This window comes from Pseudomonas prosekii (genome assembly GCF_900105155.1).
In the GTDB taxonomy this organism is placed as follows: domain Bacteria; phylum Pseudomonadota; class Gammaproteobacteria; order Pseudomonadales; family Pseudomonadaceae; genus Aquipseudomonas; species Aquipseudomonas prosekii.
The window spans coordinates 3,487,663-3,508,448 of the sequence record NZ_LT629762.1; the positions used below are offsets into that span (position 1 = coordinate 3,487,663).

17 protein-coding genes are annotated in these 20,786 nt (G+C 60.8%); 12 read left to right on the forward strand and 5 right to left on the reverse strand.

Annotated features, from left to right (window positions below):
- Positions 1 to 110 precede the first annotated feature (110 nt).
- The 4 genes from rsmA to BLU01_RS15780 are packed head-to-tail and all read right to left on the reverse strand — an operon-like array spanning position 111 to position 5,986.
- Positions 111 to 929 (reverse strand): 16S rRNA (adenine(1518)-N(6)/adenine(1519)-N(6))-dimethyltransferase RsmA, encoded by an 819-nt coding sequence (gene rsmA / locus BLU01_RS15765; protein ID WP_092277285.1) that lies wholly within the window; start codon positions 927 to 929, stop codon positions 111 to 113.
- A complete protein-coding gene (gene pdxA / locus BLU01_RS15770; RefSeq protein WP_092277288.1) occupies positions 926 to 1,915 on the reverse strand; it encodes a 4-hydroxythreonine-4-phosphate dehydrogenase PdxA in 990 nt (329 codons plus the stop codon). The genes rsmA and pdxA overlap by 4 nt, the downstream gene beginning before the upstream one ends.
- On the reverse strand, positions 1,912 to 3,228 hold the full coding sequence (gene surA / locus BLU01_RS15775; protein ID WP_145253366.1) for a peptidylprolyl isomerase SurA: 1,317 nt from the start codon (positions 3,226 to 3,228) through the stop codon (positions 1,912 to 1,914). The genes pdxA and surA overlap by 4 nt, the downstream gene beginning before the upstream one ends.
- A complete protein-coding gene (locus BLU01_RS15780) occupies positions 3,209 to 5,986 on the reverse strand; it encodes an LPS-assembly protein LptD (protein WP_092277294.1) in 2,778 nt (925 codons plus the stop codon). Before BLU01_RS15780 ends, surA begins: the two co-directional genes overlap by 20 nt.
- Positions 5,987 to 6,116: 130 nt before the next feature.
- On the opposite strand from BLU01_RS15780, the gene BLU01_RS15785 reads away from it, so the two are divergent.
- From BLU01_RS15785 to BLU01_RS15795, 3 genes are read left to right on the forward strand one after another with little or no spacing between them, the layout of a single operon-like run.
- Positions 6,117 to 7,136: an aminoglycoside phosphotransferase family protein gene (locus BLU01_RS15785; protein ID WP_092277297.1), complete on the forward strand. Its 1,020-nt coding sequence runs from the start codon at positions 6,117 to 6,119 to the stop codon at positions 7,134 to 7,136.
- On the forward strand, positions 7,133 to 7,804 hold the full coding sequence (gene murU / locus BLU01_RS15790) for an N-acetylmuramate alpha-1-phosphate uridylyltransferase MurU (RefSeq protein ID WP_092277300.1): 672 nt from the start codon (positions 7,133 to 7,135) through the stop codon (positions 7,802 to 7,804). The genes BLU01_RS15785 and murU overlap by 4 nt, the downstream gene beginning before the upstream one ends.
- Before the next feature lies 1 nt (position 7,805).
- Positions 7,806 to 8,573, forward strand: a complete 768-nt coding sequence (locus BLU01_RS15795) for a DnaJ domain-containing protein (RefSeq protein ID WP_092277303.1) — start codon at positions 7,806 to 7,808, stop codon at positions 8,571 to 8,573.
- Between the two features lie 145 nt (positions 8,574 to 8,718).
- Here the strand turns inward: BLU01_RS15795 and BLU01_RS15800 are convergent, their stop codons facing one another.
- Positions 8,719 to 9,732 (reverse strand): alpha/beta hydrolase family protein, encoded by a 1,014-nt coding sequence (locus tag BLU01_RS15800; RefSeq protein WP_092277306.1) that lies wholly within the window; start codon positions 9,730 to 9,732, stop codon positions 8,719 to 8,721.
- 73 nt (positions 9,733 to 9,805) lie between these two features.
- On the opposite strand from BLU01_RS15800, the gene BLU01_RS15805 reads away from it, so the two are divergent.
- The 9 genes from BLU01_RS15805 to BLU01_RS15845 all read left to right on the forward strand — a co-directional run bounded on the left by BLU01_RS15805 (position 9,806) and on the right by BLU01_RS15845 (position 20,760).
- Entirely contained in the window at positions 9,806 to 12,202 is a 2,397-nt protein-coding gene (locus BLU01_RS15805; RefSeq protein WP_092277309.1) for a PAS domain-containing sensor histidine kinase, read from the forward strand.
- Between the two features lie 142 nt (positions 12,203 to 12,344).
- Positions 12,345 to 12,974, forward strand: a complete 630-nt coding sequence (locus tag BLU01_RS15810; protein ID WP_003210977.1) for a response regulator — start codon at positions 12,345 to 12,347, stop codon at positions 12,972 to 12,974.
- A 327-nt stretch (positions 12,975 to 13,301) separates the two neighbouring features.
- Complete coding sequence (locus BLU01_RS15815; protein WP_092277312.1) at positions 13,302 to 14,426, forward strand: ABC transporter ATP-binding protein; 1,125 nt, start codon at positions 13,302 to 13,304, stop codon at positions 14,424 to 14,426.
- Positions 14,427 to 14,469: 43 nt separating this feature from the next.
- Complete coding sequence (locus BLU01_RS15820) at positions 14,470 to 15,513, forward strand: ABC transporter substrate-binding protein (protein WP_092277315.1); 1,044 nt, start codon at positions 14,470 to 14,472, stop codon at positions 15,511 to 15,513.
- A gap of 206 nt (positions 15,514 to 15,719) precedes the next feature.
- Positions 15,720 to 16,967: an ABC transporter permease gene (locus tag BLU01_RS15825; protein ID WP_092277318.1), complete on the forward strand. Its 1,248-nt coding sequence runs from the start codon at positions 15,720 to 15,722 to the stop codon at positions 16,965 to 16,967.
- Positions 16,968 to 16,979: 12 nt separating this feature from the next.
- The gene (locus BLU01_RS15830; RefSeq protein WP_008084123.1) at positions 16,980 to 17,804 is read left to right on the forward strand and encodes an ABC transporter permease; all 825 of its coding nucleotides are present in this window, start codon (positions 16,980 to 16,982) and stop codon (positions 17,802 to 17,804) included.
- Between the two features lie 227 nt (positions 17,805 to 18,031).
- Positions 18,032 to 19,180 (forward strand): iron-containing alcohol dehydrogenase, encoded by a 1,149-nt coding sequence (locus tag BLU01_RS15835; RefSeq protein ID WP_092277321.1) that lies wholly within the window; start codon positions 18,032 to 18,034, stop codon positions 19,178 to 19,180.
- Between the two features lie 90 nt (positions 19,181 to 19,270).
- Entirely contained in the window at positions 19,271 to 19,945 is a 675-nt protein-coding gene (rpe, locus tag BLU01_RS15840) for a ribulose-phosphate 3-epimerase (protein WP_092277324.1), read from the forward strand.
- Positions 19,942 to 20,760 carry a phosphoglycolate phosphatase gene (locus BLU01_RS15845; RefSeq protein WP_092277327.1) on the forward strand — a complete coding sequence of 273 codons (819 nt, stop codon included), beginning with the start codon at positions 19,942 to 19,944 and terminating at the stop codon, positions 20,758 to 20,760. Before rpe ends, BLU01_RS15845 begins: the two co-directional genes overlap by 4 nt.
- The last annotated feature ends 26 nt before the right edge of the window (positions 20,761 to 20,786 follow it).

A 20,786-nucleotide genomic window follows, 5' to 3' on the forward strand; every position in this document is an offset into this window, starting at 1 on the left:
AAAAACGATGCGGGACGCGGGGCGTAGCTGAAGGGCATCAGTCTAGGCCAAGTATCGGGTAGTAAACCAGACATCGCGTCTGGCGTCCTACCCGATAACGCTCAGGCCTGTCAGTCGACCGCGCGGGCTTGCAGCACTTGTTCGCTGAGCTTGTCCGCCAGGCGCACGAAAGCGGCGAGGTCGAGTTGCTCGGGACGCAGGCTGCCATCGACACCGGCGGCTTCGATTTCGTCGTTGCTCAGGAGCAACTTGAGGGTGTTGCGCAGGGTCTTGCGGCGCTGGTTGAAGGCTTCGCGAACGACGCGCTCCAGCAGTTTGTGATCCTTGGCCGGGTGCGGCAGTACATCGTGCGGCACCAGACGAACGATCGCCGAGTCGACTTTCGGCGGCGGATTGAACGCGCCCGGGCCAACGTTGAACAGGTGCTCAACGCGGCAATGGTACTGAACCATGATCGACAGACGACCCCAATCACCACCGCCAGGACCCGCCGCCAGACGCTCGACCACTTCCTTTTGCAGCATGAAGTGCATGTCGCGAATGATCCCGGCGTTGTTCAGCAGGTGAAAAATAAGCGGCGTCGAGATGTTGTACGGCAGGTTACCGACCACCCGCAGGCTGTTCGGCGCAGCGTTGAGGCTGTTGAAGTCGAACTTCAGCGCATCGCCCTGGTGCAGGTTGAAATTGCTTTTGTCGGCGAATTGCTGGTTGAGGATCGGGATCAGGTCCTTGTCCAGCTCCACCACGTCCAGTTGCGCGCCGCTGTTGAGCAAGCCTTGGGTGAGCGCGCCCTGGCCCGGACCGATTTCCAGCAGGCGGTCTTCGGGTTTCGCGCGGACAGCGCGCAGGATGCGGTCGATAACGCCGGCATCGTGCAGGAAGTTCTGGCCAAAGCGTTTGCGCGCCTTGTGTTGGTAATGCTCGGTCATAAACGGGTCTCGGCCATCTGGTAGGCGGTTTCCAGGGCGACCTGCAGGCTGCCGGTGTCGATCTTGCCGCTGCCGGCCAGGTCCAGGGCTGTGCCGTGGTCCACCGATGTGCGGATGATCGGCAAGCCGAGGGTCACGTTGACTGCCGCGCCGAAGCCTTTGTACTTCAGCACCGGCAGGCCCTGGTCGTGGTACATCGCCAGCACCGCGTCGCAGTGCTCCAGATATTTGGGGGTAAACAGAGTGTCGGCGGGCAGGGGACCACGAAGGTCCATGCCTTCGCCGCGCAGGCGCTCTAATGTGGGTTCGATAATGTCGATTTCTTCATGGCCCAAGTGTCCGCCTTCACCGGCGTGGGGGTTGAGTCCACAGACGAGAATGCGTGGCTGGGCGATGCCGAATTTTTCTTGCAGGTCGGCGTGCAGAATCCGCGTGACCCGCTCCAGACGCTGCGGGGTGATTGCATCGGCAATCTCGCGCAGCGGCAGGTGGGTGGTGACCAGCGCGACACGCAATCCACGCGTGGCGAGCATCATTACCACTTGTGCGGTATGGGTCAGGTCAGCGAGGAATTCCGTGTGCCCGGAGAAGGCAATCCCGGATTCGTTGATCACGCCTTTGTGCACGGGCGCGGTGATCATCCCGGCGAAATGCCCGTCGAGGCAGCCCTGGCCGGCACGGGTCAGGGTTTCCAGGACGAACGCCGCATTGGCCTTGTCCAGTTGCCCGGCGGTGACCTTGGCGTTGAGCGGGGTATCCCAGACATACAAGCTGTTGGCGGGCGCGGGCGCGTCCGGCCAGTTATCCGGGGTGACCGCCAGCAAATCGACAACCACGCCCAGCTGCGCGGCCCGCTCGGTGAGCAGGTCGCGGCTGGTAATGGCAATCAGGGGATGTGGCTGTTGTTGCGAGGCGAGTAGCAGGCACAGGTCTGGACCTATGCCGGCCGGCTCGCCGGGTGTGAGAGCAAAACGCTTGGGTTTCACTGCGCTGCCTGGTCTGCACCAGGGAGTTTGATCTCGACGTACGCTTCGTCACGGATCTGACGCAGCCAGGTTTGCAGCTCTTCGTCGTATTTGCGGTTACGCAGTACGGTCATCGCTTGCTGCTCACGCGCCTGGCTGGTGCTGTCGGTGGCGCGACGGCCAAGGACTTCCAACACGTGCCAGCCGTATTGAGTCTGGAACGGCTTGGACAGCTGACCTTGCGGAGTATTGGCCATCACTTCGCGGAACTCAGGCACCAGCGCGTTCGGGTCGATCCAGTTGAGGTCGCCGCCGTTAAGCGCGGAACCCGGATCTTCCGAGAAGCTTTTCGCCAGTTCGCCGAAATCTTCACCTGCTTCGATACGGGTGTAGAGCGATTCGGCCAACGCCTTGGTTTTAGCTTCGTCGCGGATCGGGCTTGGCTTGACCAGGATGTGGCGCACGTGCACTTCATCACGGGTTTGCGTCTCGCCGCCACGCTTGTCCAGGACCTTCAGGATAATGAAGCCGCCCGGGGTGCGCATTGGCTGGGTGATGTCGCCGACAGCCATGGTGCTCAGCATGCGATCGAACGGAGGTGGCAGTTGGGCCGCTTTGCGGAAGCCCATGTCGCCGCCTTCAAGTGCGGTTTCGCTGGCAGATTTGGCGATTGCCAACTGAGCGAAGTCCGCGCCTTGCTTGAGTTGCTGATAAACCGCGTCCGCTTGTTTGGCTGCTGCCTGAATTGCGTCGGAATTAGCGCTTTCCGGCGTAGGAATCAGGATGTTGGCCAAACGGTATTCTTCGGACAGCTGCATTTTGCCCAAGTCGGAGGCGAGGAAGTTCTTCACTTCCTGCTCGGAGACTTGGATGCGCTCGGCGACACGGCGCTGGCGGACACGGCTGATGATCATTTCGCGACGAATCTGGTCACGCGCGTCGTCGTAAGACAAACCGTCGTGGGCCAGAGCGGCACGGAACTGCTCGATCGACATGTTGTTGCGCTGGGCGATGGTGCCGACAGCCTGGTTCAGCTCTTCATCGGTGATGCGGATGCCGGAACGTTCGCCGATCTGCAGCTGCAGGTTTTCGACGATCAGACGTTCCAGAACCTGCTGGTCCAGCACGTTGGCCGGCGGCACGGCAGAGCCGCGCTTGGCGATGGTTTGCTGAACTTCATGGACGCGTTGGTCCAGTTGGCTCTGCATGACCACGTCGTTGTCGACGATCGCCACCACTTTATCGATGGACTGCACCGCGGCGTTAGCCGCGGTACCCAGGAACAGCGCGCCCAGCATCAGCGGGCGCAGACAATCAGAAAGCTTGGTCTTCACGTTCACGATAACCTTGAATGCCTTTGTCGAGGAAGCTCTCTACTTTGGCGCCGGTGAGGCCGCCGAGTCCCTTCAGAACAATTTGGAGGAAGACGCCATGGTCGCCTTTTTCGTTTTCCGGAGCGTCTTGGCTGTTTTCGTCGTAATCGACAAAGTAACGGCTGATCACACGAAGTTTCCAGCAGCAATTGTCGTACTCGAAACCACCGAAGGCTTCCAGGGTACGGTTACGGTTGTAGTCATACTGCCAGCGGCTGATGGCGTTCCATTGCGGCACGATCGGCCAGATAACCGAGAAGTCGTGCTGCTGGATCTTGTAGTAATCCTTCACGTAGCCAGGCTGGCCCGGAGTGCCGTAGTCACCACCACCCACGGTCCATTTACCGGTGTTCTGGTCGTAACGAACCTGGTCATTGCGATAGCGATAGCCGACGTTGACGACCTTGTTCGGGTTGTCTTCAGGCTGGTAGTGGAACATCGCGCTGCCCGAGCGCGGGCTGCGGCTGTCCGGGTCCCAGTTGTAGTCGGCCGTGGTGCGCCAATCGCGGTTCCAGCGGTATTCGTATTCGAGCGCATAAGGCGAAACGTCGGACTTGGCGTCGTCACGGTCATTGAATGCAATGCCCGGCAACTGGACTTTGCGGTCCTTGAAGTAGAAGGCCTGGCCGACGCTGATGCGTTGACGCTCAAAACCGTTCTCTTCGATCCAGCGGTTAGTTACGCCCAGCGACAGTTTGTTCTCGTCACCAACGCGGTCGGTGCCGGAGAAGCGGTTGTCGCGGAACAGCGAAGCGTAGTTAAAGGTGTTTTCACCGGTGTCGAACACTGGAATGTCGGACTGGTCTTTCTCAGGAACGTAGAGATAGAACAGGCGCGGTTCGAGAGTCTGACGGTAGTTCTTGCCGAACCATTGAGTATTGCGATCGAAGTACAGGCCGCTGTCGATGCTGGCGATCGGTACAGCGCGGTTCTGGTTGCGGCTATAGCTTTCGCCGGCTAGCAGGGTGTTTTTACCTTGCTGATCAAGATCCAGATCGTACTGGGTGTACTGATATTTGAGCGTCGGCTTGATGTAGCCATACGACGCGTTCAACGGCAGGCTCACCGATGGTGCAAGGTTCAGACGGTTACCGTTGGCACGGGCAAGGCCGGCGACGTTGGTATCCAGGCGTCGCGTAATGTTGCCGTCTTCGTCGGAGAAGTTGCCAGTTTCCAGATCCCGATCAAACCGCACGATTTCCGTGTTGTACGCGAAATCCAGACCGCCCGGGTGATACGGCAGCGCACCATCGAAGGTGACCTGCGGCAGACGCGCATACGGCGTGATGTTGGAAACGGTCGCCAGTTGATAAGCCTGGGCGTTCAAACGCGCGGTATAGCTGTCGCCACGATAAGTAACGGAGCCCTGCTGGTTGACGTAGTCGTCACCCTTCACGCCAATCTGGTCAGTCTGCAGATCCTGGAAGTAATAAGGATCGCTGATCTTGGTGTAGTCGACTTGCGTGAGGACGCGCGAATCGAGGCCACCCTTGTGCTGCCAGTTGTACATGTAGCGGGTTTTTTCGTAATCGGTCTGCTTGCTGCGCTCGGTGTCGTCGTCGTTGAGGTACGCGGCGCCGAACTGACCTTCGCTGGACTCGGTCAGGTAACGGAACTCGCCTTCCACCAACATGCCGCGCTTGCTCATGTAACGCGGATACAACGTGGCGTCGTAGTTCGGCGCCAGGTTGAAGTAGTACGGCGTGACCAGCATGAAGCCGGTATCGGTGCCGGTGCCGATGGTCGGCGGCAGGAAACCTGACTGGCGACGGTCATCGATCGGGAAGTAAATGTACGGCGTGTACAGGATCGGAATGTCCTTGACCAGCAGCGTCACGTTGGTCGCGGTACCGAAACCGGTGGCCGGGTTCAAGGTGATGTTGTTGCCCTTGAGCTGCCAGGCGTTGCTGTTCGGTTCGCACGTGGTGTACGTACCATCCTTGAGGCGGATGATCGCGTTTTCGGCACGTTTGGCGTACAGCGCACTGCCGCGAATGCGCGACTTGTGCAACACGTATTCGGCGTTGTCGACCTTGGCTTCACCGGTGTCGAGCTGCACATCGGCGTGGTCGCCGACGATCAGCGCGCCATTGTCGCGAACGCGCACGTTGCCGCTCAGTTCGCCACGGCTTTCTGCCTGATACAGGCTGGCCTCATCGGCCTCGACCTGCATGCTGCCCTGACGCATGACAACGTCACCGGCCAGCGTACCGACCTGATCATCGGTGTTATAGCGCGAGGCTTTGGCGCCGATAAAGGTCGGAGCGTCACTTTTATCCGTCTTGTCATTCATGCCAGGACGAATCGGTTCGATATAGGAACCAGAGCAGTAAGGACCGGTTTCGGCCAACTGCGCAGCAGTGAGCTTCTCGCGCGGAACCCAGTCGAGGTGACTGTAGTCTGCGCTACGGGACTTCAGGCCACGGCCCTTGGCTTCGGTAACGAGCACAGGCTTGGCGCCAGTGTCTTCACCGGCGCCATTGCGGGCTGGAGCTTCGCCGTTTGTGGTGGCTGTGGCGCTGCCGTCATGGACGGGTCGCGGCGGCAATGCAGCTGCCGGCGACTTGGGCGCACAGTCCCAGGCACCCGAAGCAGAGACTGAGCAGTCATACTGTTCCGCGGCGACCACGTAGGAAGTGGCTAGGGGTTGCAGGGCCAGCAGACTGCCGGTAACCAACAACGGAAATTTTTTACGAAACGCGGGGGATTTCAATGCCATCTTATTAGTCCGGGCTTCCTGCGTGCCATCTGCCCGCGGTGTGGGCCGCACGCCTCTCGATGGTCTGAAAAAGATGCTGGATAATAAAGCATGACCCGCTTGACGGCTAGCGCCGTCGGAGACCCTTGTAATGCCTGACCAAGATGTACGCTTGCAACACCTGAAAGTTTGGCTCGACGAACAGTTGGCAACCCTCTTTGCAGCGCAAGGCTGGGGCGCCGTGCCCCCGGCCACGTTGACTGCGGCCAGTAGCGACGCGAGTTTCCGGCGCTACTTCCGTTGGGAGGGCGAGGGCAGAAGTTTCATCGTGATGGACGCCCCGCCACCCCAGGAAAACTGCAAACCGTTCGTGGATATCGCCTTTTTGCTGGCGAAATCCGGAATAAATGTGCCGATTATTTATGCCGAAGACCTCGAACGCGGCTTTCTTTTGCTCAATGACCTGGGCAACAAGACCTATCTGGACGTGATCGATGGCGAAAATGCCGACGATTTGTTCAAGGATGCCTTGCAGGCGCTGCTGGCATTTCAGCAATTGCCGATGGTCGCGCCGCTGCCGAGCTATGACGTCGCACTGCTGCGCCGCGAACTCGAGCTGTTCCCCGACTGGTACGTGAAACATGAACTGGGCATCGAGTTCGACGCCGCCCAGCAAATGCTCTGGCAACAGGCCAGCGATCTGCTGATCGACAGCGCCCTGGCGCAGCCAAAAGTGCTGGTGCACCGCGACTACATGCCGCGCAACCTGATGCTCAGCGAGCCTAACCCCGGCGTGCTGGATTTCCAGGACGCGGTATACGGCCCGGTCACCTACGACGTGACGTGTCTGTTTAAAGATGCCTTCCTCAGTTGGCCCGAAGAGCGCGTGTTCGCCTGGCTCCAGGATTATTGGCAACAGGCCACCGCGCTGGGCATTCCGGTGCAGGCGGATTTCGACGACTTCCACCGCGCCAGCGATCTGATGGGCGTGCAGCGTCACTTGAAAGTCATCGGCATCTTCGCGCGTATCTGCCACCGCGATGGCAAACCGCGCTACCTCGCCGACGTGCCGCGCTTCTTTGCTTATATAGACGCGGTGATTGCCCGTCGTCCGGAGCTGGCCGAACTTGACGTGTTGCTGGCCAGTCTGCGTGCTGGAGTGCCGGCATGAAGGCAATGATTCTGGCTGCGGGCAAAGGCGAGCGCATGCGCCCGCTGACCCTGACCACGCCCAAGCCGCTGGTGCGCGCCGGCGGCGTACCGCTGATCGAATATCACCTGCAAGCCTTGGCCGCTGGCGGATTCACCGAAGTGGTAATCAACCACGCGTGGCTCGGTCAGCAGATTGAAGATTATCTGGGCGATGGTTCGCGTTTTGGCCTGAGCATTCAGTACTCGCCGGAAGGTGAACCACTGGAAACCGGCGGCGGGATTTTCCGCGCTTTGCCGTTGCTCGGTGACGAGGCGTTTGTGGTGGTCAACGGCGATATCTGGACCGACTACGACTTCCGCGCGTTGCGCCAACCGATTGCCGGCCTCGCGCATCTGGTGCTGGCGGACAACCCGGCGCATCACCCGAACGGGGATTTCATCCTCGTCGATGGCCAAGTGCGTGATGCCGACGCAGACGCGCAAACCCTGACCTACAGCGGCATCGCGGTTTTGCATCCGCAGTTGTTCGAGGGCTGCACCGCCGGTGCATTCAAACTCGCGCCGCTGTTTCGCAAAGCCATGGCCGACGGGCAAGTGACGGGCGAGCGCCTCGAAGGGCAATGGGTGGATGTCGGCACTTACGAGCGCCTGGCCGAAGCCGAAGCCCTGATAGAAGCGAGCCGCTGACATGCTGTGGCCAGGGACTCTGATTGGAGCCGGAGCAGGCTTTGCCATAGCCAGCATTCCGGGGGCCATGCTCGGCGCGTTGTTGGGACAGGCGCTGGACCGGCGTTTGCAATTGCACAGCTGGGCGCACTTGCGCGAAAAACTCGGTGGCCGGCCGGCGCTGCGTAACGACGAACTGTTGTTTCTGCTGCTCGGACGTCTGGCGAAAAGCGACGGACGGGTGGTCGACGGTCATATCCAGCAAGCGCGGCAGGAAATGCGTTCACTGGAAATGACCGCGTCGGCGCAGCGCCGGGCGATTGCCGCGTTCAATCGCGGCAAATCCGGGCACGACCGTTTGCGCAGTCATCTGCGCCGTTTGAACAATCAGCCGCACGCCGCCGAAGGTGTCTTGCGCGCCTGTTGGCGAATGGTCTGGGCCGATGGGCGTGCGGGCAACAGTGAGCGCGAATTGCTCGCGCAATGGGGCAAATGGCTGGGCTGGACACCACAACAGGTGCTGGCGCTGGCTAACGATTACGAACCGCAGAAACGCCCGCAAGTCAGCAGCGCGCTGACGTATCAGGACGCGATGCGCTTATTGGGGGTGTCGGCCACCAGCGAACCGGCGCAGATCAAACGCGCGTATCGGCGCCTGCTCAGTCGCCATCATCCGGACAAGATTGCCGGTTCGGGGGCGTCGGCGTTGCAGGTACGCGAGGCGACGGACAAGACTCGGGAATTGCATAACGCCTACACGGTGATCAAGGCGCGGCGGGATTTTCGTTAGGCGGATGACTGTGTGGCGGCTGTGAGGCCGTCATCGCGAGCAAGCTCGCTCCCACAGGTTTTTCAGTGTTTTCGCGATCTGCGTTACACCGAAGATCCCTGTGGGAGCGAGCTTGCTCGCGATTGAAGGCGCCGCCAATAATTGATCAATCCGTCACAGGCTTTGGGTTCAACCACCCACGCACGCGTCGCACCAATTGCTCCTGCTCGGCGTTCACATCACCCGGCAACGCTTTCAGTGACACCTGAGTAAATGCCGAAGTCTTCAGGCGTTTGCTCGCCTGCATCCGTTCCAGCGCCGCTTTGCGGTCCAGTGGTTTGTCCTTATAGAAGACATCAGCGGTCGGCAGCTTCAAGGTCGGGGTCAGTTCGGCGAGCGGCGGTTTACCCGACGGTGGCGTCTGCGCCGCGACCATCACGAATTTCTCGACTTGCGATGGCTGTCTTTCGCTGAGGTAACGCGCCGCCCAATAAGCGCCGGTGCCATGCCCCAGAACAACAATGCGTCGAGCGCTTTGCTGTTCGGCAAAAGCAATCGCCGCATCGATGCGGCCGAAGATGCGTTCGGAATCATCCTTGGCTTGAACTTCGTCGGTTTCCACCACGGCTTTATCGGCCGCGTCGGCTTCACCGCCGGCCGCTTGTTCGATCGGCGTGGCGGTGGCCGTGTCCTTGCTGCCGGTGTCCGGGGACTTGATCGTTGGCGGGACTTCGACCACGCGTGGCGCAATGGCATCGCTTTGCAGGTCGGGCAGGGTGATACTCAGGCTGCTCCACTGGGCGTCCGGCAATTTGTTGCGCAAAGGGCTGATCGCTTGCGGCCAGTCAACCGTTTCGCCGGCGCCGGGGATAATAATCACCGCACCTTTGGGCTCGGCCGTGTTGGCCGGTTTCCACAAAGCGAGGAACGTTGCGTCGCCGGCCTGCAGCTGTTGCTGTTCCTGCGCGGGAATTTTTCGCTCAAGTGCGCTCGCTTCTTCCTGACTACGCTCAAGCAATGGCTGACGTTCGGCCGGCTTCTGTTCCGTGGATTGTTCTGCGGGTTGTTTCGCAGATTGCTCCGCAGCGGCGGGCGCAGGGTCGGCGGCCTCGGCGAAGGCACAGGGCAGGATCAGCGACAGGCAGAATGCTGGCAATGCCAGGCGATAGACAGGGGGCATCGGATATTCCAGGCCAGAAGTTATTCCGGCAGCCTAATGGGTTGATCAGTATTTGTCAGTGTGCAGGACTTCAATGATGCGTTTTTGCTGCCTGTGGGTTATCGGCTGGGTGTGGTTTCCCTTGATGGGCTGGGCGGCGCCTGCGCCACCGGCACACCTTGCGCAATTGTCGGCGGCGCAGCAGCAATGGCTGGCGCAACACCGCGAATTGCGGGTCGGCGTGGTGTTGCAGGCGCCGTACGCGCAATACGACCGGCGTTTGCAGCGCTTGTCCGGGGTCAACGTGGAGCTGATGAAATGGCTGGCAAAGGCGCTGAAGGTCGAGCTCAGTTGGCGCAATTTCCCCGACATCGAACAACTCGAAGCGGCGGTGCGCGAAGGCGAGGTCGACATTGCCCCAGGGCTGACGCAAACGCCGGGCGGGCTGCGACTGTGGCAGTTTTCCGATCCGTACATGCGCGTACCGCAACTGGTGGTCAGCGAGCAGAAAGGCACCGGCGCGGTGGAGCTGGAAAAACTCGACAGCCAGACCCGCGTCGCCGTGCGCATGCCCAGCGTCACCGCCGATTATTTGCGCAGCAACTTCCCGCACCTGAACCTGCAAGGCGTGCCGATCGAACGGCAGGCACTGCAATTGTTGCTGAGTCAGCAAGCCGGTTACGCGGTGGTTGATGAGGCGCAACTCGGGCGGTTGTCCGTCGAGCCCGAATTCGCCGGGCTGGTGGTGGTCGGCGATATCGGCTTGCCGCAGTTGCTGCGAGTGGCCACGCGCCGCGACTGGCCGGAACTGGCGGGGATTGTCGAAAGTGCGCTGCGGGCGATCCCGGCCAAGGATCTGGAGCAACTGCACAATCAATGGCTGCAACCGAAATATCCGCGCTTGTCCGAGTCGCCGGGGTTCTGGCAAAACCTCTGCATGTTGCTGACGGTGTTGCTGCTCAGCGCCGCGGCCATTGTGTTTTGGCAACGCCGCCAGCAACACAGCCTGGAACAGCGCTTGCGCGACGCCCGCGCAGACATTGCGTTGCGCGCGGCCAGCGAAGAAGCACTGCGCCTGACCCAGTTTTCCATCGATCAAAGCACCGTCGGCATCCTTTGGGTCAACTGGGACAGCCACGTGCGCTACGCCAATCGCGCCGCCGAAAGCATGCTCGGCTACAAGTCCGGGGCGTTGATCGACCGTCCGCTGATCGACTTCGAACCGGGCTTGCACATGGACCGCTGGCTGAACCTGTGGAAACGCGCCCGCGCCAGCGAAGAGCCGCCGCAAAGTTTCGAAACCAATTGCTTGCGCGCCGACGGCAGTATTTTGCCGGCAGATGTTTCGTTGAGTTTCCTGCGTTTCCGCGAGGGCGAATACCTGGTGGTTTACCTCAACGACGTCACCGAACGCCGGCGTGCGCTAGCCGCGCTGCAGGAAAGCGAGGCGCGGTTGCAGGGGATTGCCGCCAACGTGCCGGGATTGGTCTTTCGTCTGGAGCGCGCGCCGGTGACAGGCCAGATCGACTTTGCCTACATCAGCGAGGGCAGCGAGAGCCTGGTCGGTTACGCGCCGGCGACCCTTGCGCATCGCGATAAAGGCCTGCGCAGTCTGGTGCATCCGGACGACAAGGCGAGTTATCACCAGACTCAGGACCACGCGCTCGACACCGACAGCGACTGGTCGTGGCAGGGCCGCATCCTCACGCGCTCCGGCGAACAGCGCTGGGCCGAGATCAAAGCCATCACCCGGCGGCTGGAGGATGGCGCGTATGTCTGGGACGGGATTGTCTGGGACATCAGCGAGAGCAAACGCATTGAGCTGGAACTCGCCAGTTCCCGTGAACAACTGCGCGAATTGTCGGCGCATCTTGAAAGCGTGCGTGAAGAGGAAAAGGCGCGGATCGCGCGGGAAGTTCACGATGAGCTGGGGCAGATGTTGACGGTGTTGAAACTGGAAACGTCCATGTGCGAATTGGCCTACGCGCAACTGGACCCCGGGTTGCATGAGCGCTTGAACAGCATGAAGCGGCTGATCGCGCAGTTGTTCCAATTGGTGCGCGATGTCGCGACGGCGCTGCGGCCACCGATTCTTGATGCCGGGATCGCTTCGGCAATTGAGTGGCAGGCCCGGCGTTTTGAGGCGCGCACGCAGATTCCGTGTCTGGTGCAGGTGCCGGAGAATCTCCCGCTGCTCAGCGATGCCAAGGCGATTGGGCTGTTCCGCATCCTTCAGGAAGCGCTGACCAATGTGATGCGCCATGCCCAGGCGCATACTGTCGAGCTCACGCTGGCGCTGGAGGGCGATGAGTTGTGCCTGACCGTGAGCGATGATGGCGCAGGATTTGTCGCTGCCACTGGTCGGCCGACGTCGTTCGGGATTGTCGGCATGCGCGAGCGGGTGTTGATCATGGGCGGGCGGTTGGTGATCGAGAGTGAACCGGGGGAGGGCACGACGTTGAGTGTGCGCGTGCCGGTGAATGAAGCCTGATGGTTTTTTGCTGTTTAGGCTGACGTCATCGCGAGCAAGCTCGCTCCCACAGGGGATATGGGTCAGTGCGCAGATCTCTGCCATACCCCAATCACTGTGGGAGCGAGCTTGCTCGCGATAGATCTTGAATCTGGAGAAGCTTGTGATCCGTGTATTGGTAGCCGAAGACCACACCATCGTCCGTGAAGGCATCAAGCAATTGATCGGCCTGGCCAAGGATTTGCTGGTGGTCGGCGAGGCGAGTAATGGCGAACAGTTGCTCGAAACCTTGCGTCACGTGCCCTGCGAGGTGGTCTTGCTGGACATCTCCATGCCTGGGGTCAACGGCCTGGAAGCGATCCCGCGGATCCGCGCGCTGAACAATCCGCCGGCGATTCTGGTGTTGTCGATGCACGACGAGGCGCAAATGGCTGCGCGCGCGTTGAAGGTCGGCGCGGCGGGTTATGCGACCAAGGACAGCGATCCGGCGTTGCTGCTGACGGCGATTCGCAAGGTCGCGGCGGGCGGGCGGTATATCGACCCGGACCTGGCTGATCGCATGGTTTTCGAAGTCGGCCTGACCGATTCGCGGCCGCTGCACTCGTTATTGTCCGAGCGCGAGTTCTCGGTGTTCGAGCGCCTGGCCCAAGGCGCCAACGTCAACGACATCGCCCAGCAACTGGCGTTGAGCAGCAAAACCATCAGCACCCACAAGGCGCGGCTGATGCAAAAGCTCAACATCACCTCCCTGGCGGAACTGGTGAAATACGCGATGGAGCACAAACTGCTCTGAATGCACCACGTCCCCTGTAGGAGCGAGGCTTGCCCGCGAAGCTTTTGGCGCCAGTGCGGACGCCTTCGCGGGCAAGCATCGCTCCTACAGGAATCTCGTCGGCATATCCATTTGCGACACCCCCGCCAATCCGCCTTTGCCCGTGCTTGCCGCTTGTAGCTTGCCGCTTACCGCTGCGTTTATCCAAACGCGCCATCCTTGTAGGGCAATCCCTACCCCCAACCTTCCATCCGGCTGAGGCGATTCTCTCCTGCGCCCCGATTTGCGTGGTCTCCAGCGTCCACTAGGCTTAGCCCACAAGCAGTCATCACTAACGAAGGTGTGGGTATGAGCCAGGTCGATTCAAGTACAGGGGCCAATGACATTCTGGTCAGCTTTCGTGGAGTGCAAAAAAGCTACGACGGCGAAAACCTGATCGTCAAAGACCTCAACCTGGAGATTCGCAAAGGCGAATTCCTCACCTTGCTCGGGCCGTCCGGTTCCGGCAAGACCACCAGCCTGATGATGCTCGCCGGTTTTGAAACGCCGACCGCTGGCGAAATCCAGTTGGCCGGGCGCTCGATCAACAACGTGCCGCCGCACAAACGCGACATCGGCATGGTGTTCCAGAACTACGCTTTGTTTCCGCACATGACCGTCGCCGAAAACCTCGCTTTCCCCTTGAGCGTGCGCGGTTTGAACAAGAGCGATGTCAGCGACAAAGTCAAAAAAGTCCTGAGCATGGTTCAGCTCGATGCGTTTGCCCAACGTTACCCGGCGCAATTGTCCGGTGGTCAGCAGCAACGTGTAGCGCTGGCCCGCGCCTTGGTCTTCGAGCCGCAACTGGTGTTGATGGACGAACCGCTCGGCGCCCTCGACAAGCAACTGCGCGAACACATGCAGATGGAAATCAAACACCTGCACCAGCGCCTCGGCGTGACCGTGGTTTACGTCACCCACGATCAGGGCGAAGCGCTGACCATGTCCGACCGCGTGGCGGTGTTTCATCAGGGCGAAATCCAGCAGATCGCCGCGCCGCGTTCGCTCTACGAAGAACCGAAGAACACCTTCGTCGCCAACTTCATCGGCGAAAACAATCGGCTCAATGGCCGTTTGCACAGCCACACCGGCGACCGTTGCGTGGTCGAGTTGGCGCGCGGGGAGAAGGTTGAAGCGCTGGCGGTGAATGTCGGCAAGACCGGCGAACCCGTCACTTTGTCGATTCGCCCGGAACGCGTAAGCCTCAATGGCTCCAGCGAATCGTGCGTCAACCGCTTCTCAGGGCGGGTGGCGGAATTCATCTACCTGGGCGACCACGTGCGGGTGCGCCTGGAAGTCTGCGGCAAGACCGATTTTTTTGTGAAACAACCGATTGCCGAGCTCGATCCATCGCTCGCGGTCGGCGACGTGGTACCGCTTGGCTGGCAAGTCGAACACGTTCGCGCGCTCGACCCACTTCTAGAGGCGCATTGATCGCCCCCTGCTACACCAACCCTGCACGTGGAGAACAATATAAATGTTGAAATCCCTGAAATTCACAGCCCTGGTAATGGGCATGATCGGTGCGGCACACGCGATGGCGGCGGGCCCGGACCTGACCGTGGTGTCCTTTGGCGGGGCGAACAAGGCTGCGCAGGTCAAAGCCTTCTATGCGCCGTGGGAAGCGGCGGGCAACGGCAAGATCGTCGCTGGCGAGTACAACGGCGAGATGGCCAAGGTCAAAGCCATGGTCGACACCAAAAGCGTGTCGTGGGACTTGGTAGAAGTTGAATCGCCAGAGCTGTCGCGCGGTTGCGACGAAGACATGTTCGAGCAACTCGACCCGGCGCTGTTCGGCAAGGCCGACGACTACGTCAAAGGCGCGATCCAGCCGTGCGGCGTCGGTTTCTTCGTGTGGTCGACGGTGCTGGCCTACAACGCCGACAAACTGAAAACCGCACCGACCAGCTGGGTGGATTTCTGGGACACCAAGACCTTCCCGGGCAAGCGCGGCTTGCGCAAGGGCGCCAAGTACACCCTGGAATTCGCCTTGATGGCCGACGGCGTCGCGCCGAAAGACGTCTACAAAGTGCTGGCCGGCAAGGATGGCCAGGACCGCGCGTTCAAGAAACTCGATGAACTCAAGCCAAGCATTCAATGGTGGGAGGCCGGCGCACAACCGCCGCAATACCTCGCTTCCGGCGACGTGGTCATGAGCTCGGCGTACAACGGCCGGATCGCGGCGGTACAGAAAGAAAGCAATTTGAAAGTGGTGTGGAACGGCGGGATCTACGACTTTGACGCGTGGGCGATTCCAAAAGGCCTGGATAAAACCCGTGCCGAAGCGGCGAAGAAATTCATCGCGTTCTCGGTGGCGCCGCAGCAGCAGAAGACCTATTCGGAAAACATCGCTTACGGCCCGGCCAACACCCAAGCCGTCCCGTTGCTGAACAAAGACGTGCTGAAAGACATGCCGACCACCCCGGAAAACATCGCCAACCAGGTGCAGATCGACGTCAGCTTCTGGGCTGACAACGGCGAGCAACTGGAGCAGCGCTTCAATTCCTGGGCTGCTAAATAAGCCCACTCTGTGGGCTTATCCACTCCTGTAGGAGCAAGGCTTGCCCGCGATGACGGTGTGTCAGTCGACATTTAATGTTGAATGTGCCGACGCTTTCGCGGGCAAGCCATGCTCCTACAGGGGCGATGTGTCGCTAACAAGAACAGAGGTGACCTGCTTTATTGGGGGGCACCCTCTGCAACGATCAAAGATTTTCGGAGTACGCCATGGCTATCGCCGTTCCCGTGACCGCGGGCACTGACCCCACCTTGAAGCAGCGGCTCAGGCACGCCGAGCGGATCAATCGCTGGAAGGCTCAGGCCTTGATTGCGCCGCTGGTGCTGTTTCTGTTGCTGGTGTTCCTGGTGCCGATTGCGGCGCTGCTCTACAAAAGTGTCGGCAACCCTGAAGTGGTCGGCGGCATGCCGCGCACCGTCAGCGCCATTGCCGGTTGGGACGGTCGCGGCTTGCCCGCCGAACCGGTCTACAAAGCCGCCAGCGAAGACCTCGCCGAAGCACGAAAAAACCAGACCTTGGGCGACCTGTCCAAGCGCTTGAACATGGAACTGGCCGGCTACCGCAGCCTGCTGACCAAAACCGCCCGCGCCTTGCCGTTCGCCAGCGAACCGGCCTCTTATAAAGAAGCGCTGGAAGCACTCGACGAACGCTGGGGCGATCCGGCGTATTGGCAAGCCGTGCGCCGCAACACCAGCAGCATCACCCCGTACTACTTGCTGGCGGCGGTCGATCACCGCATCGACGACCTCGGCGAAGTGGCCCCGGCGACGCCCGATCAAGCGATCTACCTCGACATCTTCGCCCGCACCTTCTGGATGGGCCTGGTGATCACCGTGATCTGCCTGGTGCTGGCCTACCCGCTGGCCTATCTGCTGGCGAACCTGCCGTCGCGGCAAAGCAACCTGCTGATGATTCTGGTGCTGCTGCCGTTCTGGACCTCGATTCTGGTCCGCGTCGCCGCGTGGATCGTCTTGCTGCAATCTGGCGGATTGATCAACAGCGGTTTGATGGCCATGGGCATCATCGATAAACCGCTGGAACTGGTGTTCAACCGCACTGGCGTCTACATCTCGATGGTGCACATCCTGCTGCCGTTCATGATTCTGCCGATCTACAGCGTGATGAAAGGCATCTCGCCAACCTACATGCGCGCCGCCATTTCCCTCGGCTGCCACCCGTTCGCGAGTTTCTGGCGGGTGTATTTCCCGCAGACTTACGCCGGTGTCGGCGCCGGTTGCCTGTTGGTGTTCATCCTCGCGATCGGCTACTACATCACCCCGGCATTGCTCGGCAGCCCGAACGATCAGATGGTCAGCTACTTCGTCGCGTTCTACACCAACACCAGCATCAACTGGGGCATGGCCACTGCGCTCGGCGGCCTGCTGCTGTTGGCGACCGTGGTGCTTTATCTGATTTACAGCTGGCTGGTGGGCGCCAGTCGCCTGCGCCTGAGCTAAGGGGAGAACGAAATGCTGAGTCCTTATATGTCGCCCATTGAGCGGGTGTGGTTCTACAGTTTGCGGATTCTCTGCGGCTTGATCCTGCTGTTCCTGATTCTGCCGGTGCTGGTGATTATTCCGCTGTCGTTCAACTCGGGGAGTTTCCTCGTGTATCCGCTGCAAGGCTTTTCGCTGCAGTGGTATCACGACTTTTTCGCCTCGGCGGAATGGATGCGCGCGCTGAAGAACAGCATCATCGTCGCCCCGGCGGCAACGGTGCTGGCGATGATTTTCGGCACGCTGGCGGCGATTGGCCTGACGCGTGGCGACTTCCCCGGCAAGGCGCTAGTGATGGCGCTGGTGATTTCGCCGATGGTGGTGCCGGTGGTGATCATTGGTGTGGCGAGTTATCTGTTTTTTGCGCCGCTGGGCTTGGGCAACAGCTTCTTCTCGCTGATCGTGGTGCACGCGGTGTTGGGCGTGCCGTTTGTGATCATTACGGTGTCGGCGACGTTGCAGGGGTTCAACCATAACCTGGTGCGCGCGGCGGCTAGCCTCGGGGCTTCGCCGCTGACGGCGTTTCGTCGGGTGACCTTGCCGTTGATCGCGCCGGGGGTGATCTCCGGGGCGTTGTTTGCCTTCGCGACCTCGTTCGATGAGGTGGTGGTGACGCTGTTCCTCGCCGGGCCGGAGCAGGCCACCTTGCCTCGGCAGATGTTCAGCGGCATCCGCGAAAACCTCAGCCCGACCATTGCGGCGGCGGCGACGTTGTTGATCGCCTTCTCGGTGATCCTGCTGCTGACCCTGGAATGGCTGCGCGGGCGCAGCGAAAAACTGCGCACCGCGCAGGTCTGAAAAATGTGGGAACGATCGAAAACTCGCCGGAACCTGTAGGAGCGAGGCTTGCCCGCGAAGACGGCGTGTCAGTCAACATAGATGTTTGATGTGCTGACGCCTTCGCGGGCAAGCCTCGCTCCTACAGTTTTAATTGCACCTCAATCATTCGCGCCGTGAATAAACGACAAACCCCAATCCCCAGCTACTATTGTGCGCAGCTTCCCCAACGATAAGAGGCTGCGCAGATGAGTCTTTCCTCTTTCAAAATCGCCCACAAACTGATCACCGGCGCGGCTGCCATCGAGCAACTGGCGGCCGAGCTGACACGTCTCGACATCGATAACCCGCTGATCGTCACCGACGCCGCGCTGGTCAAGTCCGGCACGGTCGAACTGGCGCTGGCGCAATTGGGTGATCGCCCTTACGAAATCTTCGACCGCGTATTGCCCGACCCGGAAATCGCCATCGTCGAAGACTGCATGCGCGTCTACCGCGAGGGCGGGCATGACGGCTTGATCGGCCTCGGCGGCGGCAGTGCGATCGACATCGCCAAAAGTGTTGCGGCGTATGCCGGTTACCACGGTGCGCTGGAAGATCTGTTCGGCGTCGATCAAGTGCCGCGCAAAGGCCCGCCGCTGATCGCCATCCCGACCACCGCCGGCACCGGTTCCGAAGTCACCAACGTGGCGATCCTCTCCGACAAAGTCGCGCAGTTGAAGAAAGGCATCGTCAGCGACTATCTATTACCGGACGTGGCGCTGGTCAGCCCGCAAATGACCCTGACCTGCCCGCGCAGTGTCACCGCCGCCAGTGGCGTCGATGCGTTGGTGCATGCCGTCGAATCATATTTGTCGCTGAATGCCTCGGCGATTACCGATGCCTTGGCGATTGGCGCGATCAAGTTGATCACCCAGGCGCTGCCCAAGGCCTACGCCAACCCGAACAACCTGCAAGCGCGTGAAGACATGGCCACCGCCAGCCTGATGGCCGGCATGGCGTTCGGCAATGCCGGGGTCGGCGCGGTGCATGCGCTGGCCTATCCGCTGGGCGGGCGCTACAACATTGCGCACGGCGTCAGCAATGCTCTGCTGCTGCCGTATGTCATGACCTGGAACAAACTCGCCTGCGTCGAGCGCATGCAAGATATTGCCGAAGCCATGGGCGTCAAGACGGCGCACCTGAGCGCAACCGATGCCGCAGACCTAGCCGTGGAAGCGATGACGGCGCTGTGCACGGCGGTGGAAATCCCCCAAGGCTTGCGCAGCTTCGGCGTGCCCGAAGACGCGATCCCGGCCATGGCCGTTGAAGCCGCAGGCATCGAGCGCCTGATGCGCAACAATCCGCGCAAGCTGAGCGCCGTCGATATCGAGAAGATTTACCGAGCGGCCTACTAGATCGGGTCAATCATCGCGGCCACGGTGCGCGCGTCAAAGCATGAGGTATACAATGCGCGCCATCGTGATTCTGCTCAAAAAAGGTGCGTCATGCAGCCCTTCGTAATTGCTCCTTCGATTCTCTCCGCCGACTTCGCCCGCCTCGGCGAAGAAGTGGACAACGTCCTGGCCGCTGGCGCCGACTTCGTGCACTTCGACGTCATGGACAACCACTACGTGCCCAACCTGACCATCGGCCCGATGGTCTGCGCGGCATTGCGCAAGTACGGCGTGACCGCGCCGATCGACGCGCACTTGATGGTCAGCCCGGTGGATCGCATCGTCGGTGACTTCATCGAGGCCGGCGCGACCTACATCACCTTCCACCCGGAAGCCACGCAACACGTCGATCGCTCGCTGCAACTGATCCGCGAGGGCGGCTGCAAGGCTGGCCTGGTGTTCAACCCGGCGACCCCGCTGAGCGTGCTCGAATACGTCATGGACAAGGTCGACATGATCTTGCTGATGAGCGTCAACCCAGGCTTCGGTGGCCAGAAATTCATCCCCGGCACCCTCGACAAACTGCGTCAGGCGCGGGCGCTGATCGATGCTTCGGGCCGCGACATTCGCCTGGAAATCGACGGCGGTGTCAACGTCAACAACATCCGTGAAATCGCCGCTGCGGGCGCCGACACCTTTGTCGCCGGCTCGGCGATCTTCAATGCGCCGAACTATCAGGAAGTGATCGAGAAGATGCGTTCCGAACTGGCGCTGGCTCGTCCATGAGTGGCTTTGAGCAGCTGTTCCCGGGGCGTCTGCCGCGACTGGTGATGTTCGATCTGGATGGCACGCTGATCGATTCGGTCCCCGACCTCGCGGTTGCCGTGGATAACATGCTGCTCAAACTCGGCCGCGAACCGGCCGGTCTCGAGTCGGTGCGCCAATGGGTCGGCAACGGCGCGCCGGTGTTGGTGCGCCGGGCGCTGGCCGGTGGCATCGAGCATTCGGCGGTCGATGATGGCGAGGCGGAGGGCGCGCTGGAGATTTTCATGCAGGCTTATAGCGAAAGCCATGAGCTGACCGTGGTCTATCCCGGCGTGCGCGACACCCTGAAATGGCTGCACAAGCAAGGCGTCGAGATGGCGCTGATCACCAACAAACCGGAACGCTTTGTCGCGCCGTTGCTGGACCAGATGAAGATCGGTCGTTACTTCAAATGGATCATCGGCGGCGACACCCTGCCGCAGAAAAAACCTGACCCGGCCGCGCTGTTCTTCGTGATGAAAATGGCCAACATCCCCGCGTCGAAATCGTTGTTTGTCGGCGATTCGCGCAGCGATGTGCTGGCGGCGAAAGCGGCGGGGGTCAAGTGCGTGGCGCTGAGCTACGGCTACAACCACGGCCGGCCGATTGCCGAAGAGTCGCCGGCGCTGGTGATCGACGATCTGCGCAAGCTAATTCCCGGTTGCCTGGATCTGGCGGCTGGGATAACGTTGCCCGACGCCGATCAACCCCCTTCTGGAAACGCCATCGTGGTGGTCACTCGCAAACTCTGGATGAAAGTCATCAAGGCCCTGGCCCGCTGGCGTTGGCGCGCCTGACTTGTTCCTGGCCGGTATCCCGGCGC

What these genes read in the sequence shown, in the direction of transcription:
- rsmA (WP_092277285.1), bottom strand. Translation starts at nt 929, where the DNA reads ATGACCGAGCATTACCAACACAAGGCGCGCAAACGCTTTGGCCAGAAC.
- BLU01_RS15780 (WP_092277294.1), bottom strand. Translation starts at nt 5,986, where the DNA reads ATGGCATTGAAATCCCCCGCGTTTCGTAAAAAATTTCCGTTGTTGGTT.
- BLU01_RS15785 (WP_092277297.1), top strand. Translation starts at nt 6,117, where the DNA reads ATGCCTGACCAAGATGTACGCTTGCAACACCTGAAAGTTTGGCTCGAC.
- murU (WP_092277300.1), top strand. Translation starts at nt 7,133, where the DNA reads ATGAAGGCAATGATTCTGGCTGCGGGCAAAGGCGAGCGCATGCGCCCG.
- BLU01_RS15795 (WP_092277303.1), top strand. Translation starts at nt 7,806, where the DNA reads ATGCTGTGGCCAGGGACTCTGATTGGAGCCGGAGCAGGCTTTGCCATA.
- BLU01_RS15800 (WP_092277306.1), bottom strand. Translation starts at nt 9,732, where the DNA reads ATGCCCCCTGTCTATCGCCTGGCATTGCCAGCATTCTGCCTGTCGCTG.
- BLU01_RS15805 (WP_092277309.1), top strand. Translation starts at nt 9,806, where the DNA reads ATGATGCGTTTTTGCTGCCTGTGGGTTATCGGCTGGGTGTGGTTTCCC.
- BLU01_RS15815 (WP_092277312.1), top strand. Translation starts at nt 13,302, where the DNA reads ATGAGCCAGGTCGATTCAAGTACAGGGGCCAATGACATTCTGGTCAGC.
- BLU01_RS15820 (WP_092277315.1), top strand. Translation starts at nt 14,470, where the DNA reads ATGTTGAAATCCCTGAAATTCACAGCCCTGGTAATGGGCATGATCGGT.
- BLU01_RS15825 (WP_092277318.1), top strand. Translation starts at nt 15,720, where the DNA reads ATGGCTATCGCCGTTCCCGTGACCGCGGGCACTGACCCCACCTTGAAG.
- BLU01_RS15830 (WP_008084123.1), top strand. Translation starts at nt 16,980, where the DNA reads ATGCTGAGTCCTTATATGTCGCCCATTGAGCGGGTGTGGTTCTACAGT.
- BLU01_RS15835 (WP_092277321.1), top strand. Translation starts at nt 18,032, where the DNA reads ATGAGTCTTTCCTCTTTCAAAATCGCCCACAAACTGATCACCGGCGCG.
- rpe (WP_092277324.1), top strand. Translation starts at nt 19,271, where the DNA reads ATGCAGCCCTTCGTAATTGCTCCTTCGATTCTCTCCGCCGACTTCGCC.
- BLU01_RS15845 (WP_092277327.1), top strand. Translation starts at nt 19,942, where the DNA reads ATGAGTGGCTTTGAGCAGCTGTTCCCGGGGCGTCTGCCGCGACTGGTG.